The organism is Lentzea sp. NPDC004782 (assembly GCF_040609115.1).
GTDB lineage: Bacteria > Actinomycetota > Actinomycetes > Mycobacteriales > Pseudonocardiaceae > Lentzea.
The window spans coordinates 229,272-243,810 of record NZ_JBEXJN010000001.1; the positions used below are offsets into that span (position 1 = coordinate 229,272).

13 protein-coding genes are annotated in these 14,539 nt (G+C 69.5%); 5 read left to right on the forward strand and 8 right to left on the reverse strand.

Annotated elements, in window-relative coordinates:
• The first annotated feature begins 182 nt into the window (after positions 1 to 182).
• Both ABZV40_RS01085 and ABZV40_RS01090 read left to right on the forward strand, forming a co-directional pair.
• Complete coding sequence (locus tag ABZV40_RS01085; RefSeq protein ID WP_355433900.1) at positions 183 to 2,498, forward strand: DEAD/DEAH box helicase; 2,316 nt, start codon at positions 183 to 185, stop codon at positions 2,496 to 2,498.
• A gap of 147 nt (positions 2,499 to 2,645) precedes the next feature.
• Positions 2,646 to 3,413, forward strand: a complete 768-nt coding sequence (locus tag ABZV40_RS01090) for an aminoglycoside adenylyltransferase domain-containing protein (protein ID WP_355433902.1) — start codon at positions 2,646 to 2,648, stop codon at positions 3,411 to 3,413.
• 448 nt (positions 3,414 to 3,861) lie between these two features.
• On the opposite strand, the gene ABZV40_RS01095 is transcribed toward ABZV40_RS01090, so the two are convergent.
• The 8 genes from ABZV40_RS01095 to ssd all read right to left on the reverse strand — a co-directional run bounded on the left by ABZV40_RS01095 (position 3,862) and on the right by ssd (position 9,808).
• Positions 3,862 to 4,482: a bifunctional DNA primase/polymerase gene (locus ABZV40_RS01095; RefSeq protein ID WP_355433904.1), complete on the reverse strand. Its 621-nt coding sequence runs from the start codon at positions 4,480 to 4,482 to the stop codon at positions 3,862 to 3,864.
• A 197-nt stretch (positions 4,483 to 4,679) separates the two neighbouring features.
• Positions 4,680 to 5,105, reverse strand: a complete 426-nt coding sequence (locus ABZV40_RS01100) for an Rv3654c family TadE-like protein (protein ID WP_355433905.1) — start codon at positions 5,103 to 5,105, stop codon at positions 4,680 to 4,682.
• The gene (locus ABZV40_RS01105) at positions 5,102 to 5,401 is read right to left on the reverse strand and encodes a TadE family type IV pilus minor pilin (protein WP_355433907.1); all 300 of its coding nucleotides are present in this window, start codon (positions 5,399 to 5,401) and stop codon (positions 5,102 to 5,104) included. The genes ABZV40_RS01100 and ABZV40_RS01105 overlap by 4 nt, the downstream gene beginning before the upstream one ends.
• 10 nt (positions 5,402 to 5,411) lie before the next feature.
• Positions 5,412 to 5,573: a DUF4244 domain-containing protein gene (locus tag ABZV40_RS01110; protein ID WP_355433909.1), complete on the reverse strand. Its 162-nt coding sequence runs from the start codon at positions 5,571 to 5,573 to the stop codon at positions 5,412 to 5,414.
• Positions 5,574 to 5,587: 14 nt separating this feature from the next.
• The gene (locus tag ABZV40_RS01115) at positions 5,588 to 6,115 is read right to left on the reverse strand and encodes a type II secretion system F family protein (protein ID WP_355433911.1); all 528 of its coding nucleotides are present in this window, start codon (positions 6,113 to 6,115) and stop codon (positions 5,588 to 5,590) included.
• The gene (locus ABZV40_RS01120; RefSeq protein ID WP_355433913.1) at positions 6,112 to 6,882 is read right to left on the reverse strand and encodes a type II secretion system F family protein; all 771 of its coding nucleotides are present in this window, start codon (positions 6,880 to 6,882) and stop codon (positions 6,112 to 6,114) included. The genes ABZV40_RS01115 and ABZV40_RS01120 overlap by 4 nt, the downstream gene beginning before the upstream one ends.
• Positions 6,876 to 7,991 carry a TadA family conjugal transfer-associated ATPase gene (locus ABZV40_RS01125; RefSeq protein WP_355433915.1) on the reverse strand — a complete coding sequence of 372 codons (1,116 nt, stop codon included), beginning with the start codon at positions 7,989 to 7,991 and terminating at the stop codon, positions 6,876 to 6,878. The genes ABZV40_RS01120 and ABZV40_RS01125 overlap by 7 nt, the downstream gene beginning before the upstream one ends.
• A gap of 782 nt (positions 7,992 to 8,773) precedes the next feature.
• Positions 8,774 to 9,808 (reverse strand): septum site-determining protein Ssd, encoded by a 1,035-nt coding sequence (gene ssd / locus ABZV40_RS01130; RefSeq protein WP_355433917.1) that lies wholly within the window; start codon positions 9,806 to 9,808, stop codon positions 8,774 to 8,776.
• A gap of 448 nt (positions 9,809 to 10,256) precedes the next feature.
• Here ssd and ABZV40_RS01135 point away from each other — a divergent pair, with 448 nt between their 5' ends.
• The 3 genes from ABZV40_RS01135 (at position 10,257) to ABZV40_RS01145 (ending at position 14,537) form a co-directional block, all read left to right on the forward strand.
• Positions 10,257 to 11,051: an HAD-IB family hydrolase gene (locus ABZV40_RS01135; RefSeq protein ID WP_355433919.1), complete on the forward strand. Its 795-nt coding sequence runs from the start codon at positions 10,257 to 10,259 to the stop codon at positions 11,049 to 11,051.
• Between the two features lie 628 nt (positions 11,052 to 11,679).
• A complete protein-coding gene (locus ABZV40_RS01140) occupies positions 11,680 to 13,335 on the forward strand; it encodes a glycoside hydrolase family 3 N-terminal domain-containing protein (RefSeq protein WP_355434118.1) in 1,656 nt (551 codons plus the stop codon).
• On the forward strand, positions 13,332 to 14,537 hold the full coding sequence (locus tag ABZV40_RS01145; RefSeq protein WP_355433921.1) for a DUF1343 domain-containing protein: 1,206 nt from the start codon (positions 13,332 to 13,334) through the stop codon (positions 14,535 to 14,537). The genes ABZV40_RS01140 and ABZV40_RS01145 overlap by 4 nt, the downstream gene beginning before the upstream one ends.
• Positions 14,538 to 14,539: the final 2 nt, after the last annotated feature.

Below are 14,539 nucleotides of genomic sequence, written 5' to 3' on the forward strand. Positions count from 1 at the left end.
GTTGCCATGTGCAGCGCCAAGGCAGACCAGCCGCCCAGCGCGACGTGACGCATCCCTCATTGGATGCGATGAGCGGGGAGTCTAGGGGGTACTTGCAACGGGGCAACGAAACGTCCCGATCCGTGCACACACCGTTATCTGCGCAGGAAGTCGAGCACGCCCCAGGCAGAAGTGTCGGTGTCGTGTGCAAAGCTCGCCTCGTGGTGGATCAGGGACGGCGGTTGCTGGACCGCGTGCTGGCGGGAGTACCCGCCGGGGAGTCACCTCTCACACACGTGCGTGATCTGCCGTTGCGGCAGGCTGATCACGTGGAATGGCCCTCGTGGGCCGCTCCCGCGGTGGTGGCCGCGTTCACCGAGATCGGGGTGCGCGAACCGTGGCGGCACCAGGTCGAGGCGGCCTCTCTCGCGTGGTACGGATCACATGTCGTGCTCGCGACGGGCACCGCGTCCGGCAAGTCGCTCGCCTACCAACTTCCCGTGCTTTCCACTCTTTTGGCGGACACGAAGGCCACCGCGCTGTACCTGTCGCCGACCAAAGCCCTTGGCGCGGACCAGCTCCGCGCGCTCGACGAGCTCGGCATCAAGGGGGTCCGTGCGGCGGCGTACGACGGTGACACCCCGATGGCCGAGCGCGACTGGGTCAAGGCGCACGCCAACTGGGTGTTCACCAACCCGGACATGCTGCACCGCGGAATCCTGCCGCAGCACCCGAAATGGCTGCGGTTCTTCCGCCGGCTGAAGTACGTGGTGATCGACGAGTGCCATTCCTACCGCGGCGTTTTCGGTTCGCACGTGGCGTTGTTGATGCGGCGGCTGCGGCGGGTCGCGCGCAAGTACGGCGCGGATCCGATCTTCGTGCTGGCATCGGCCACTGTGGCTGATCCTTCCGCTTCCGCGGAAAGGCTGCTCGGGGTACCGGTTTCCGCTGTCGTGGACGACTTCTCGCCGCGCGCCTCGCGGACCGTCGCGTTGTGGGAACCGCCGCTGACCTCGCTGGAGGGTGAGAACGGTGCTCCCGTGCGCCGCTCGGCCGGTGCGGAGACCTCGCGGATCCTGGCCGATCTCGTGGTCGAGGGCGCGCGGTCGCTCGCCTTCGTGCGGTCGCGGCGCGGCGCCGAGCTGACAGCTCTGGGCACCCAGCGAATTCTGTCCGAAGTGGACAGTGAGCTGCCCGGACGGGTCGCCGCGTACCGGGGCGGGTTCCTGCCGGAGGAGCGCCGGGCGCTGGAGAAGTCGCTGTCCACCGGCGACCTGCTCGGCGTGGCCACCACGAACGCGCTGGAGCTGGGCGTCGACATCGCCGGGCTGGACGCCGTGGTGGTCGCCGGTTTCCCGGGCACGCTCGCGTCGTTCTGGCAGCAGGCGGGCCGGGCCGGGCGGTCCGGTGACAGCGCTCTTGTGGTGTTCGTGGCACGCGACGACCCGTTGGACACCTACCTGGTGCACAACCCGGCCGCGGTGCTCGACCGCCCGGTCGAGGCGACCGTGCTGGATCCGATGAACCCGTACGTGCTCGGCCCGCAACTGGCGTGCGCCGCGGCCGAGATGCCGTTGACCCACGCCTGCCTCGACGACTTCGGCGGGCCGCCGGCCGAGGCCGTGCTGGCCGAGCTCGTGGCGGAGAAACTGCTGCGCAAACGCCCTGCCGGCTGGTACTGGGCCTCGCACGACCGCCCGCACGCCGGGGTCGACATCCGCGGCTCCGGCGGCGACCAGGTGGCCGTCGTGGAAGCCGACTCCGGCCGCATGCTCGGCACGGTCGACCCCGGCTCCGCCTGCTGGCAGGTGCACCCCGGCGCCGTCTACCTGCACCAGGGGCGGGCGTACGTGGTCGACGAGCTCGACCTGGACAACGGCCTCGCGATGGTGCACCGCGAAGACCCGGAGTGGACGACGCAGCCGCGCGACTGCGTGGACATCACCGTGGTGCAGGAGATCGAGCGCACCGACTTCGACGGCGTGTCGGTGTGCCTGGGCGAGGTCGAGGTGACCACGCAGGTCGTCGGCTACCTGCGGCGGCTGCCGTCCGGCGTGGTGCTGGACCAGATACCGCTGAACCTGCCCGAGCAGACGCTGCAGACCCGTGCCGTCTGGTACACCGTCGACGAGTCGTTGCTGGTCGCTGCGGGTGTTGAGGGCAAACGGATCCCCGGCGCGCTGCACGCGGCCGAGCACGCGGCGATCGGCCTGCTGCCGCTGTTCGCGACGTGCGACCGGTGGGACATCGGCGGCGTGTCGACGGCCGTTCACCCGGACACGGGCATGCCGACGGTCTTCGTGCACGACGGCCATCCGGGCGGCGCGGGCTTCGCGGACAGGGGCTTCGAGGCGCTGCGCGCCTGGCTCTCGGCGACGCGGTCGGCGATCAGCTCCTGCTCGTGCCCGATGGGCTGCCCGTCGTGCGTGCAGTCGCCCAAGTGCGGCAACGGCAACGAGCCCCTGGACAAGGCTGGTGCCGTGCTCGTGCTGGACGTCGTGCTGAGCAAAATCGCCTGACTCGTCCGGCGTCGCCCGGCTACGGTGGCCGCGTGACCGCATGCAGCTGCAACGCAACTGACCGGACCCGTCGCGCCTAAGCGCGGCTGAGTCCGATGCTCCGCCGCGCCCGTCCCCTTCACGGCCACGGGTTCATTGGAGTTTGCCTTGTTCACGCCATTCGCTGATCTGAACGCACTGCTCGCCGACTTCGTCTCGGCGGTCCGCTCGATCCTCGGTCCCACCTACGTCGGTGCCTACGTGCAGGGCTCGTTCGCCCTGGGCGCCGGTGACGTCCACAGCGACTGCGACTTCATCGTCGCCTGCACCGAACTGCCGTCGGGTTCTGCCGAGGCCGGTCTGCGCGAGCTGCACGACCAGATCCCGTTGCGACCAGGCCACTGGTCGACCGAGATCGAGGGCTCGTACGCCGACGTCGAGTCGCTGCGCTCGGTGGCTGGTCTCGGGGTTCCGTGGCTGTTCAACGACCACGGCCACCGCACGCTCATCTGGGACACCCACTGCAACTCACCGCACGCCCGCTGGATCCTGCGCCACCACGGCATCGTGCTGGACGGCCCGCCGATCACCTCGCTGGTCGACGAGGTCCCGCCTGCGGTGCTGCGCTCGACGATGCGTGCCGACCTGCCGCAACTGTGGGAAGGCATCAAGTCGTGGGCACCGATGGACGTCGCGTGGACTCAGCGCTACATCGTCGCGCAGTACTGCCGGACGCTCTACACGCTGCACACCGCGGAGGTGACCTCGAAGCGCGGCGCTCTGGAGTGGGGTTTGAAAATGCTCGATCAGCGTTGGCACCCGCTGATCGAGCAGGTCATCGGGGACCGGGACCTCGGCTTCGACGCCGCCGCTGCCCCGCGTCCGGGAAGCATGGAGCAGACCAGAGCTTTCGCGGCCTACTGCGAGCTTCTCTGAGTTTCGCGGGGGCGCGCCGCAGGCTCACGGGTACCTGCGGCGCGCCCTCTCCACGTGCCGAACACTGTTTTCCCGCCTGCTACCGCTTGGCGACCGGATCCCTTGGAACATCGGTGGAATCTGGTTGTTCGTCTCGACAGGACACGCGGGAGGCGACGGTGTCGACTGTCTTGGGACGAACTCCGGGGAGGAGCCGGCTTCACCGACCGCGGCAGAGCAGTTGCCCTGCCACTAACGTTCCTCGGCCCGGTCGTTTTTCGCGGGAGGCTGTCCTTCGGGGTGCGTGTTCGGCTTTTTCGCCCGGTCCTCCGCGGCCCCGAAGTGCGGGGTACGAGGGCCGATCATCGGACCGGGCTGGGGTTGGAACGGCCGTGCAGGGCATCGCCTTCGGGGTTGTCGGGGAGAGTCCACGACGACACCCAGCACGGCCGGGCTTGTTTCAGTTGTGTCAGACGGTTTCGAGCTGGTAGCCGGCCGGGGCGTGCAGCGCCTCGACCAGTGCGTCCTGCACGACGTGCGCGTCCGGGAGGTTCCAGCCGCAGATCGACGGCTTGACCCTCCAGTGCACGACGCCGTGCGCCATCGGGGTGGGCGGCAGCGGGATGTACTCGCCCTTGGCGTAGTGGTGCACGTCCGCGTTGTTGGCCAGCTCGGTGTTGAGCTTCGAGCCGGACTTCACGAGGAACATCCACCGGCCGGACGGGGTCGCGGCGATCGGCACGGGAACACCGATCGACCGCAGTGCGACGGCCGCGCGGCGGCCGAGGTCGGTGCCGACCTCGATCGCGTCCACCACGTGGCCGGTGGCGACGAGAAGGCTGTAGGAACGACCGGTCCACCACGTGGCGACCTGGTCGGGACGCGTGCCGATGCGGTCCACCCAGTCGCGGTGCACGGGGATGGGGCCGTGCAGCTCCAGCCCGCTGCGACCCGCCCACTGGGTGACGCCCTGCTCGGAACCGGCCGGATAGGTGCCGGGCAGCACGGGCCAACCGCGGTACGCGAGGCTGACGGCCTCGGCACGCAGTTCGATGCGGAAGGCCCCGCGCCAGCTATCCGACCAATCCATCTTCCTTCGCCTTCTTCCTAGGCTCTGACTCGACATCGACGTGGTGTCGGTTTTCGTAGGACACCCGCTCGGTGCCGCCACTACAACTAACGACACCCGCCCCCGGCTTGGTAACCCCCGCCGCGACAACTGGTAGCTACGGGACGGCGAACGCCCCCTGCGAGGAAGAGCCACTGAACTCCGCGCGTTTGGTTCGATCACCGTTCAGCATGTCCTGGCACCGGTGTGAGTCCGCTCACCGCTGGAAGGCGACCGCTCGTCGCGCTCCAAACGCTTCGATCTTCGGCCGGACCTGCCCTCGACCGTGCGTTCACCGGGCCGAACGGCGTAACGGCCGACACCTGAACAACCACCTCCCAACCGCTCACCGAGCAGCTTTCGAGCACGGACCTGTTGCTCTCGGCCACGCGTTTTGCCTGCTCACAAGCGACTTCGTCGCCATCGGGCACGCTCGCCGCACCGGCGAGCGCCGCCAGATCAGCCGCACCGGTCACCCGATGCCGCACGACGAGCGCCGCACCGATCTGCGCACCGGTGATCATCACGATGATCAGCAACAACATCGCCACCACGCCGCTCACCGCAGCCGAACCGCGCTCATCACCAGGCGCTGCACCGTTCATCGCGGCTCCACGACGGCGAACGCCTCCGCGCTGAGCGGCACGCCCAGCGGTCCGCGTTTGGTGACGACGACCCGCACGGCGTCGCCTTCGTCCCGGAACGCGACGCTCGCTCCGGGCAGGATCTGCCCGACTGAGTCCTCACCACGCTGTCGCTCACCGCGCGCCGTGAGCCGTGCGGCCTCTCTCGCCGCGTCGGTGCACCGCATCTGCTCGATGACCGCCGTCAGACCGGCAGCCGCAAATCCCATGACCACCAGCAGCGCGCACACCGCGATGGCAGCCTCCACCGTGACCATGCCCCGGTCATCAGACCGACGACAGCGCACGCTGTATCAGCCCCTGCAACTCGTGCTGCATCCAGTCACTGGAGAACAGCGCGTACAGCAGCCCGGCGAGCGCGGCCACCGCCAACGTCCCGATCGCGTACTCCACCGTGCTCATGCCGCTGTCGTCCTTCAGCAGTTCCATCTCTCGTCGTCCTTTCATCTGAGGAATTGGTCGGCCAGCCCCAGCACCACCGGCACCACGCCGAGGCACAGGAACGCTGGCAGGAAACACAGCGCCAGCGGCGCCGCCACCGCCACCGCGGCTCTTTGCGCCTTCGCCTCGGCCTGATCGGCGGCCTCGGCCCTGGTCCGCTCGGCCAGCTCGGCCGCCTGCCTGGCCAGCGCCGCTCCCGACCGCGCGGTCCTCCTCGCAGCCCGCGCGAGGGCGGCGGTCGTGGGCTGACGCAACGCCGACTCCCACGCGGCGACGGGATCCGCGCCGAGCGCGAGCAGTTCGGCGACCTGACCCAGCTCTCTGATGCCGGCGGCCCGGATCGCCGTCGGCACCGGCAACCCGGCCTTGAGGCAAGCAGCCATCAGGTCCAGCGCGGCGGCCCGTTCGAACGGACCGTCCGGCTCGGTGTCGCGCCGCGGCGGGTCGTGCGTCGCCGGTCTGAGCCGGTCGATCGCCTTGCGCGGCACCGGGGCGACGAGGATCGCCAGCGCCAGGAGGAGGAACGTCACGGCTGCACCTCGGTGATCCTCTTCGTCCACCACAGCCCTGCCGCCAGGAACAGCGCGCCCAGCACGAGCAGGAGCTGTCCTCCGGTGGTCGACATGAGGGTGTGGAGCGGCCTGGCGCCGCTGAGCTCACCCAGCAGCAAGCCGAACACCGGCAACGCGGCGAGCACCGCCGCACTCGCTCTCGGTCCTGCCATGCGTGCGTGCACCTGCCGCGCGAACGCCGCCCGCTGGTCGAGGTCGCGTCTCGTCGCGTCCAGGACGTCGGCCAACGCCACGCCGTGCTTCGCTGACACGTGCCACGCCTTGGCGAGCTGGTCCACGGCGGTGTCGAGGAGTGGCTGGCGGAGATCGCGAAGTGTGCGTTCGACGTCGCCGCCCAGTCGCGCGGTGGCCGCGGCCGCCTTCAACACCTCGTCGGCCGGCGGCGGGGTGTCCTGGGCCGCGCCCTCGGCAGCAGCCGCGGGATGCGCGCCCGCCCGCAGCTCGTCGACCACACCGCCCAGTCCGTTGCTGAGCGCTTCCGTGGCCGCTCTCAGCGCACGGTTCTGCTTGCCCTGCTTGACGATGCGGTAGATCACCGCGGCGAGGACCGCTCCGGCGACCAGCCCGCCGATGCCTGCTACGAGATAGGTGATCACAACCGCAATCACTGGCCACAGCCATTGCGGCACAACGATTTCCCGCTTGCCTTTGGGCCTGAGCCTGCGGAGCGGTGTGAGCTGCGGCCACACCAGCAAGGCCGTCGCGAGGAGCAGAAGGCTCAGCACAGCAGCTCCTTCTCGCTCCAGCCGTGCGCTCTTGTCCAGACTGGACGGACCGCGAGTCCGCTTCCCGTGCGCGCGAAAGCTCCGATCTCGTTGAGCACCCTCGCGCCGTCGTCCAGGCGTCGCATGTGGAGCACCAGCCGTACCGCCGCAGCCACCTGACTGTGCAGAGCGTGCCGATCAAGCCCACCCAACGCACCCAGTGCCTCCAACCTCGCCGGCACCTCGGCCGGTGAGTTGGCGTGCAGAGTCCCGGCGCCACCTTCGTGCCCGGTGTTGAGCGAGGAGAGCAGCTCGCGAACCTCCGCCCCGCGCACCTCCCCGACCACGATCCGGTCGGGCCGCATCCGCAGCGCCTCCCGCACCAGGCCGCGAACCGTGATCTCGCCCGCGCCCTCGACGTTCGGCGGCCGCGCCACCAGCCGCACGAACTGGGGGTGATCCGGATGCAGCTCGCCCGCGTCCTCCACGCACACGATGCGTTCGTTCACCGGCACGCACCCCAGCAGCGCCGACAGCAGCGACGTCTTGCCCGAACCGGTGCCGCCGACCACCAGGAACGCCATCCGTCCGCGGACGATCGTGCGCAGCGCTTCGGCGATTTCCGCGTCGAACGTGCCGAGCTCCTGAAGCGCCGTGAGGTCGTGCGTCGCCGGCCGAAGCACTCTCAGAGACAGACACGTGCTCTCCGCGATCGGCGGAAGCACCGCGTGCAGCCGAACCCCGCTGTCCGGCAACCACCCGTCGACGCACGGCGAGGCATCGTCGAGACGCCGCCCCGCCGCCACCGCCAGCCGCTGGGCGAGGCGGCGGACAGCGGCCTCGTCGGGGAACGTGACATCGGTGCGACGCAGACCTGCCGCACCGTCCACCCACACCTGGTCCGGCGCGGTGACCAGGACGTCGGTGGTGCCGGGATCGGCCAGCAGCGGGTCGAGCGGCCCGGTACCGCTGAACTCCTGCCGAAGAACTCGGAGGGCTTCCAAGACGTCCGAGTCGGCCAGCACCCCGCCCGCCTCGGACCGAACCGCGTGCGCGACCACAGCAGCGGTCATCTCCACGTCCGCGCCGGCCAGCCGATGGCGGACGCGGTCGATCAGCGCCGCGGTCACGTCGCGGCCTCCGGGCGTCGGGCGTGCCGGCCGCGGACGACCTCGCGGCCGGTCAGGCGGAGCCAGGTTTCGTGGCACCAGACGAGGAAGCGGCTCATTCCTTCGGCTCCTTCGACTCCTCGAAGATGAACTGGGGTGGGAAGGGTCGGCCGTAGACGAAGAGGTTGCGCAGCATTCGCAACCAGATGCGGAGACGGATCACGGGTGCGGTTCCTCTCGCGTGGAGGGGATCTCGGTCTGCGGCGAGACGGGCTTGCGGGAGGTAGCGGGCCCGGCGGCACCCGCGACCGGATCAGCCGCCGACTCGGCCCGGACTCGGCGTGCCTTGGTGGCACCTCGCAACGGCGGCAAAGGTTCGGCATCGCTCTGCGCCGACGAGTCGCCGCGACCAAACCTGCCGCGGACGACCGAGCCGACGGCAGTTCCCGGGATGCGCTCGGGTGACTTGGCACGGCCCTTTTGTGCCTGCGAAGCGATCGCTCTCCGGCGGACGCAGCTAAGACACGTCACGGGAGCAATGCGTTCGGGGCCTGGCGGGTCGCCACGGTCGGAAGTTCGTCCGCGTTGTGCCGCGGACAGCTCGGAGGTCATGGCCTGGTCGGTCATCGCCAACTCCGCACGACTCAGTTCGAGCTTCATGGCGGCCACCGCTCGGTTGACGCACGCAGGGCATGCCCTGCGTGCGGCTTTTCTTGGACCAGAGGATCTGCGCTCGGCGGCGGACGTTCGGCCGATCGCGGGCACCGCCTCGATGGTCGCGGGCGGATCGGGGAGGTGGCGAGTCACGGGCGCAGCTCCTTGAGCACCTGGCGGGCCGCGGTGGCCAGTGGGCCCTTGGCGCTGTGTGGGAAGCGGCCGCGCTCCACCGCGTCGGCGAGGCCCGGTTCCGGACGCATCTGGGTCAGCAGCGGTACGCCGATCACGTCGGCCATCTCGGCGGGCTGCAGGTTGCCGGGTGACGGGCCGCGGACGACGAGGCGGAGGTTGCGGCCCTGGGTGAGGAGGCGGGAGGCCACTCGGGCGGCGGCTGCGGTGGCGCGGACTTCGGCCGGCACGACCAGGACGGTCAGGTCGGTGCGGTCCAGGGCGGCCGAGGCGGCGGCGGTCGGGTGGCGGGGCAGGTCGCACACCACGGTGCAGCCCGCGCGACGGCCCGCGTCGAGGACTGCTGCCACGGCGGCGGGTTCTGGGTCCGGGCCGGTGCGGTCGCAGGCCAGGATGCTCAGGCTGCCCGAGGTGGGCAGGGCGGCGCGGAGGGCCGACATCGGGACTCTGCCGCCGCTGCAGTGGACGCCCGGCCAGCGGGCGCCCTCGTCGGACTCCGTGCCCAGGGCCAGGTCGATGCCGCCGCCGAGCGGGTCGCAGTCGACGAGCATCGCCTCGCCGCCGTCGGCCACCGCCTCGCGGCCGACGGCGATGGCGAGGATCGAGGCGCCGGAACCTCCCCGGCCGCCCATGAACGACACCACCCTGCCGCGGTCGGAGGGCGGGCCCTCGTCCACGTCGGCGAGAGCGCTCACCAGCAGGCGGCCTTCCACCGGGAGCTCCAGGACGCCGTCGGCACCGAGGGCCACGGCCGGGGCCCAGGGCGGATCGCCGCCGTGGACGACCCAGACGCCGGGGCGGCGGGGGAAGTTCGCGTCCAGACAGGCGGAGACCGCGGCCGGGTCGAGCAGGACGAGGGGTGCGCTGTGCCATTGCGAGCGCAGAGACGTCACGTCGGGGGCGCAGGAGATGCGGCAGTCCGCGGCGGCGGCCAGGCGGAGGACCTCGTCGAGGAGGTCCTGGTCCGTGAGCAGGGCGGTGGGGTGGGTCATGGGAACCACGGTCGTTCGTCGTGATGAACGACACAACGGGCGAAGATCGAGATGTGGACAAATCGCGGGGTGTGGACAAGTCGCGATCTTGAAGCGCCTGAACCGCCGGGAGTGTCAGACCCCTGTGCGATGGTGAGGGGTTGGGCGTCGAAAGCGACGGAAAAGGCCGCAGAGGTCCAGTCGCACCCGCCGGGAAACGGGGCCCGGATATGGGACGACCCCCGCCAGGGGGGAGGGACGGGGGTCGTCAATGGTTCAGTCCCGGGGGGTCGGACTGAACCCGTCCGTCGAACCGGACTCTCCTACTGTATCCCCATGCGCCAGTGCTGCGCGCAACTTCGGCAACAGCTGCGGGCCAAGTTTCGGTAACCGTGTCCCACAACGGTTTCGTACACGATCGAAATGCCGCCCGAACGGCCTACTGACGAGTACACCTAAGCTGAGCTACATGAGTCGGATCGCCGCCTTCTTCGACCTCGACAAGACCGTGATCGCGAAGTCGAGCACGCTGGCGTTCAGCCGTCCCTTCTTCCAGGAGGGACTGATCAACCGCCGCGCGGTGCTGAAGAGCGCATACGCACAGCTCGTGTTCATGCTCGCCGGCGCGGACGCGGACCAGATGGACCGCATGCGCGCGCACATCACGGCACTGGCCGCGGGCTGGGACGTCGAGCAGATCCGCAGCATCGTCAGCGAGACGCTGCACGACATCGTCGATCCGCTTGTCTACAAAGAGGCGACACAGTTGATCGCCGACCACAAGGCGGAAGGTCACGACGTCGTCATCGTGAGCGCGTCCGGCGAGGAGCTCGTCGCCCCGATCGCCCAGATGATCGGCGCCGACTACAGCGTCGGAACCAGGATGGTCGTCCAGGACGGCCGCTACACCGGCGACGTCGACTTCTACTGCGCGGCCGACAACAAGGCCGTCGCCATCAAGCAGCTCGCCGCCGAGCACGGTTACGACCTCACCAGGAGCTACGCCTACTCCGACAGCGTCACGGACCTGCCGATGCTGGAGGTCGTCGGCCACCCGACGGCCGTGAACCCGGACCGGAGCCTGCGCCGCACCGCCGCGCAGAAGGACTGGCCGGTGCTGCAGTTCTCCGACCCGGTGAGCCTGCGCGCCCGCATCCCCACCCCGTCGGGCCGGACGGTCGCGGTCACGGCCATCAGCCTCGGCGCGGTGGCCGCCGCGGGAGCCGCCTGGTACGGCCTGCGGCGCAAGCGCAACCGCGACTAGTCAAGAGCTCGAACCGGATTCGCACCCTTCGGGACGGGTACCGGCGAGTAGCGGCAACGCGGCGCGCTCGTGGTGCCCGCGTGAGTGCACGCCACCGCCCTGGTGGCGGTACCGGAACACGAACAAATGCTCACAAATCCAGAAACGCCAGTACTTTCACTACTGAACGTGGCTTGAACGGTGCACCCGTCCGAGCCCTTGCCGTGACCTGTCCCACCCACTTAAATGAGTGGTGCGGACCTCGGGTCGGCCAGGGACCTGGCGAAGAGAAGCCAGACTCCACCCCGACAGGGCTCCGTGCGCGGACTTCGAGTACCCACGCGCAGCACGCCGCGGGAGGCTTGTCGTCTAGGGCCTGCGTACCGGGACGCCGGACGCCGAGGCCAGGGTTGTACGACACGAGTTGCACGCTTGGTAACTCGCAAGCCCGCGCTGTCGACGGGGCACCCTTTCGAGGGTGCCCCGTCTGCTTGTGCGGTCAAGAAGTACCGTCGAACGGCAGAATGTCCGCCCGTTGACCCACCACGCAGCCGTGAGTAACTTGCGAAATACGCCAGTTACCTGTGGGAACATCACCGGGAGGCACGGACAAGTGCGGAAGTTCGCCGCGTTGACGCTGGTCACGACCATGGTCGCCCTCACGCCGGTGGCGAGAGCGGACGCCTCGGTGACCACGTTGCGCGGGATGTCGCTGGAGGAGAAGGTCGGCCAGCTCTTCGTCACCTACGTCAACGGCCAGGCCGCCGACGTCCCGCACCCCAAGAACCAGACCGACTTCGGTGTCGCCACGCCCGCGGAGATGGTCCGCAAGTACCACCCCGGTGGCGTCATCTACTTCAACAACTCGAGCCGCGACAACATCGACACGCCCAAGCAGATCGCGCAGCTCTCCAACGGCCTGCAGAAGGCCAGCAAGATCCCGTTGCTCATCTCGACCGACCAGGAGATGGGCCTCGTCACACGCATCGGCCCCCCGGCCACGCAGCTGCCGGGCAACATGGCCCTCGGCGCCGGCCGCAGCACGCAGGACGCGGAGGAGGCCGCGAGGATCACCGCCCAGGAGCTCCGCGCGATGGGCATCAACCAGAACTTCGCGCCGGACGCCGACGTCAACTCCAACCCGGCGAACCCGATCATCGGCGTGCGCAGCTTCTCAAGCGACCCGAAGCTCGCGGCCGACATGGTGAAAGCCCAGGTCACCGGCTACGAGGGACGCCGCTGGTTCGATCCCGACTCGGTCACCTCGACCGCCAAGCACTTCCCCGGCCACGGCGACACGTCCGAGGACAGCCACACGAGCCTGCCGGTGTCCAACCGCAGCCTCGACCAGTGGCGTCAGATCGACGCACCGCCGTTCCAGGCCGCCATCGCCGCCAGGATCGACTCGATCATGACCGCGCACATCCAGGTGCCGCAGATCGACCCGTCCGGCAACCCGGCCACGCTGAGCCCGCGGGTCATCACCGGCCTGCTGCGCGAGGAGCTCAAGTACGACGGCGTCATCATCACCGACTCGCTGGAGATGGCGGGTGTCCGCAAGCTCCACTCCGACGCCGAGATCCCGGTCCTCGCCATCAAGGCGGGTGTCGACCAGCTGCTGATGCCGCCGAACCTCGGACTCGCGATCGACAGCGTCGTCAAGGCCGTCCGCAGCGGCGAACTCTCCGAGAAGCGCATCGACGAGAGCGTGCTGCGCATCCTCAAGATGAAGCTCCTGCGCGGCGTCATGCTCAACGCCGAGGTCGACGTGAACAAGGTCGACCAGATCGTCGGCTCCAACGCGCAGGCCGCGCAGAAGATCGCCGACCGCACCGTCACCGCCGTCCGCAACGACGCCCAGGCCATCCCGCTCAACGCGACCGCTCCCCTGGTCGTCGGCACCGGCGACGCCACGACCACCGCCCTCGCCACCAGGCTCAAGGGCACGAAGGTCGTCACGGCGACCAGCCCCACCGCACCGCAGATCCAGCAGGCACTCGCGGCGGCCGCGAACGCAGACAAGATCGTGGTGCTGACCAACAACCTCAGCACCAGGCCAGCTCAGCTCGACCTGCTCAACCAGCTGGTCGCCACCGGCAAACCGGTCATCGCGGTCGCCACCGGCAACCCGTACGACGTCGCCTACAGCAACGCCAAGACGTGGCTCGCCACCTACTCGACCACGACCGTCTCCGTCGAGGCACTGGCCAAGGTCCTGCTCGGCGAGACGAAACCGCAGGGCAAGCTCCCGGTCGACGTGCCGGGCCCGACGCCGTACCCGTTCGGGCACGGGGTGACGTGGTGAGACGACGGCAGTTCTTCGCGGCAACCGCACTGTCCGTCCCACTCGTCACGACCGGCACCGCCGACGCGGCCCGCAAGCTCAGCACCGGCGCCGAACAGCTCGCCCGGGACGGCTGGCGCAAGCTGAAGGGCCGCAAGGTCGGCGTGCTCACGAACCCGACCGGCATCCTCGAAGACCAGACCCACATCGTCGACTCGATGGTGGAGCACGACGCCAAGCCCGCAGCCGTGTTCGGCCCGGAACACGGCTTCCGCGGCACGGCCCAGGCAGGCGGCTCCGAGGGCGACTACGCCGACCCGCGCACCGGCATCCCGGTGTACGACGCGTACGGCGCCAACGCCACCAAGCTCCAGGCGATGTTCGCCAAGGCGGGCATCGACACGGTCGTCTTCGACATCGCCGACGTCGGCGCGCGCTTCTACACCTACATCTGGTCGATGTACACGGCGATGCAGGCCGCGCCGGACCTGAACTTCCTCGTCCTCGACCGCCCGAACCCCGTCGGCGGCAGGGCGAACGGCCCGCAGCTCGACCCCGCCTGCGCCAGCGGAGTCGGCCTGAAGCCGATCGTCCAGCAGCACGGCATGACCGTCGGTGAACTGGCGAGGTTCTTCCAGGGCGAGTTCGGTCTCACCACGAAACTCGAGGTCGTCAACGTCGAAGGCTGGCGGAGAGATCAGCTCGACACCGGCCTGCCGTGGGTGCCGCCGAGCCCGAACATGCCAACTCAGGACACCGCGCTGGTCTACCCCGGCACGTGCCTGTTCGAGGGCACGGCGCTGTCGGAGGGCCGCGGCACCACCCGCCCGTTCGAGACCGTCGGCGCACCCGGCATCGACTGGCGCTGGGCCGAAACGCTGAACGCCTTGAACCTCAAGGGAGTCAGGTTCCGCGAGACCTACTTCGCGCCGACGTTCAACAAGTTCCAGGGAAAGACCTGCGGCGGCGTCACCCTGCACGTCACCGATGCCGCCGAGTTCGACGCGATCAGGACCGCAGTGGCCATGCTGATCACCACCAAGTCGTTGTACCCCGGCGTGTTCGCCTGGCGGCCCGACAACTGGATCGACAAGCTCAGCGGCTCCGACCGGCTCCGCACCATGATCGACGCTCAGGCACCTCTGGGTGAGATCGTCGGCGCGTGGCAGCAGGAGCTGCAGCAGTTCCGCCGCACCCGCCTGCCCTACCTGCGCTACCGGTGAGG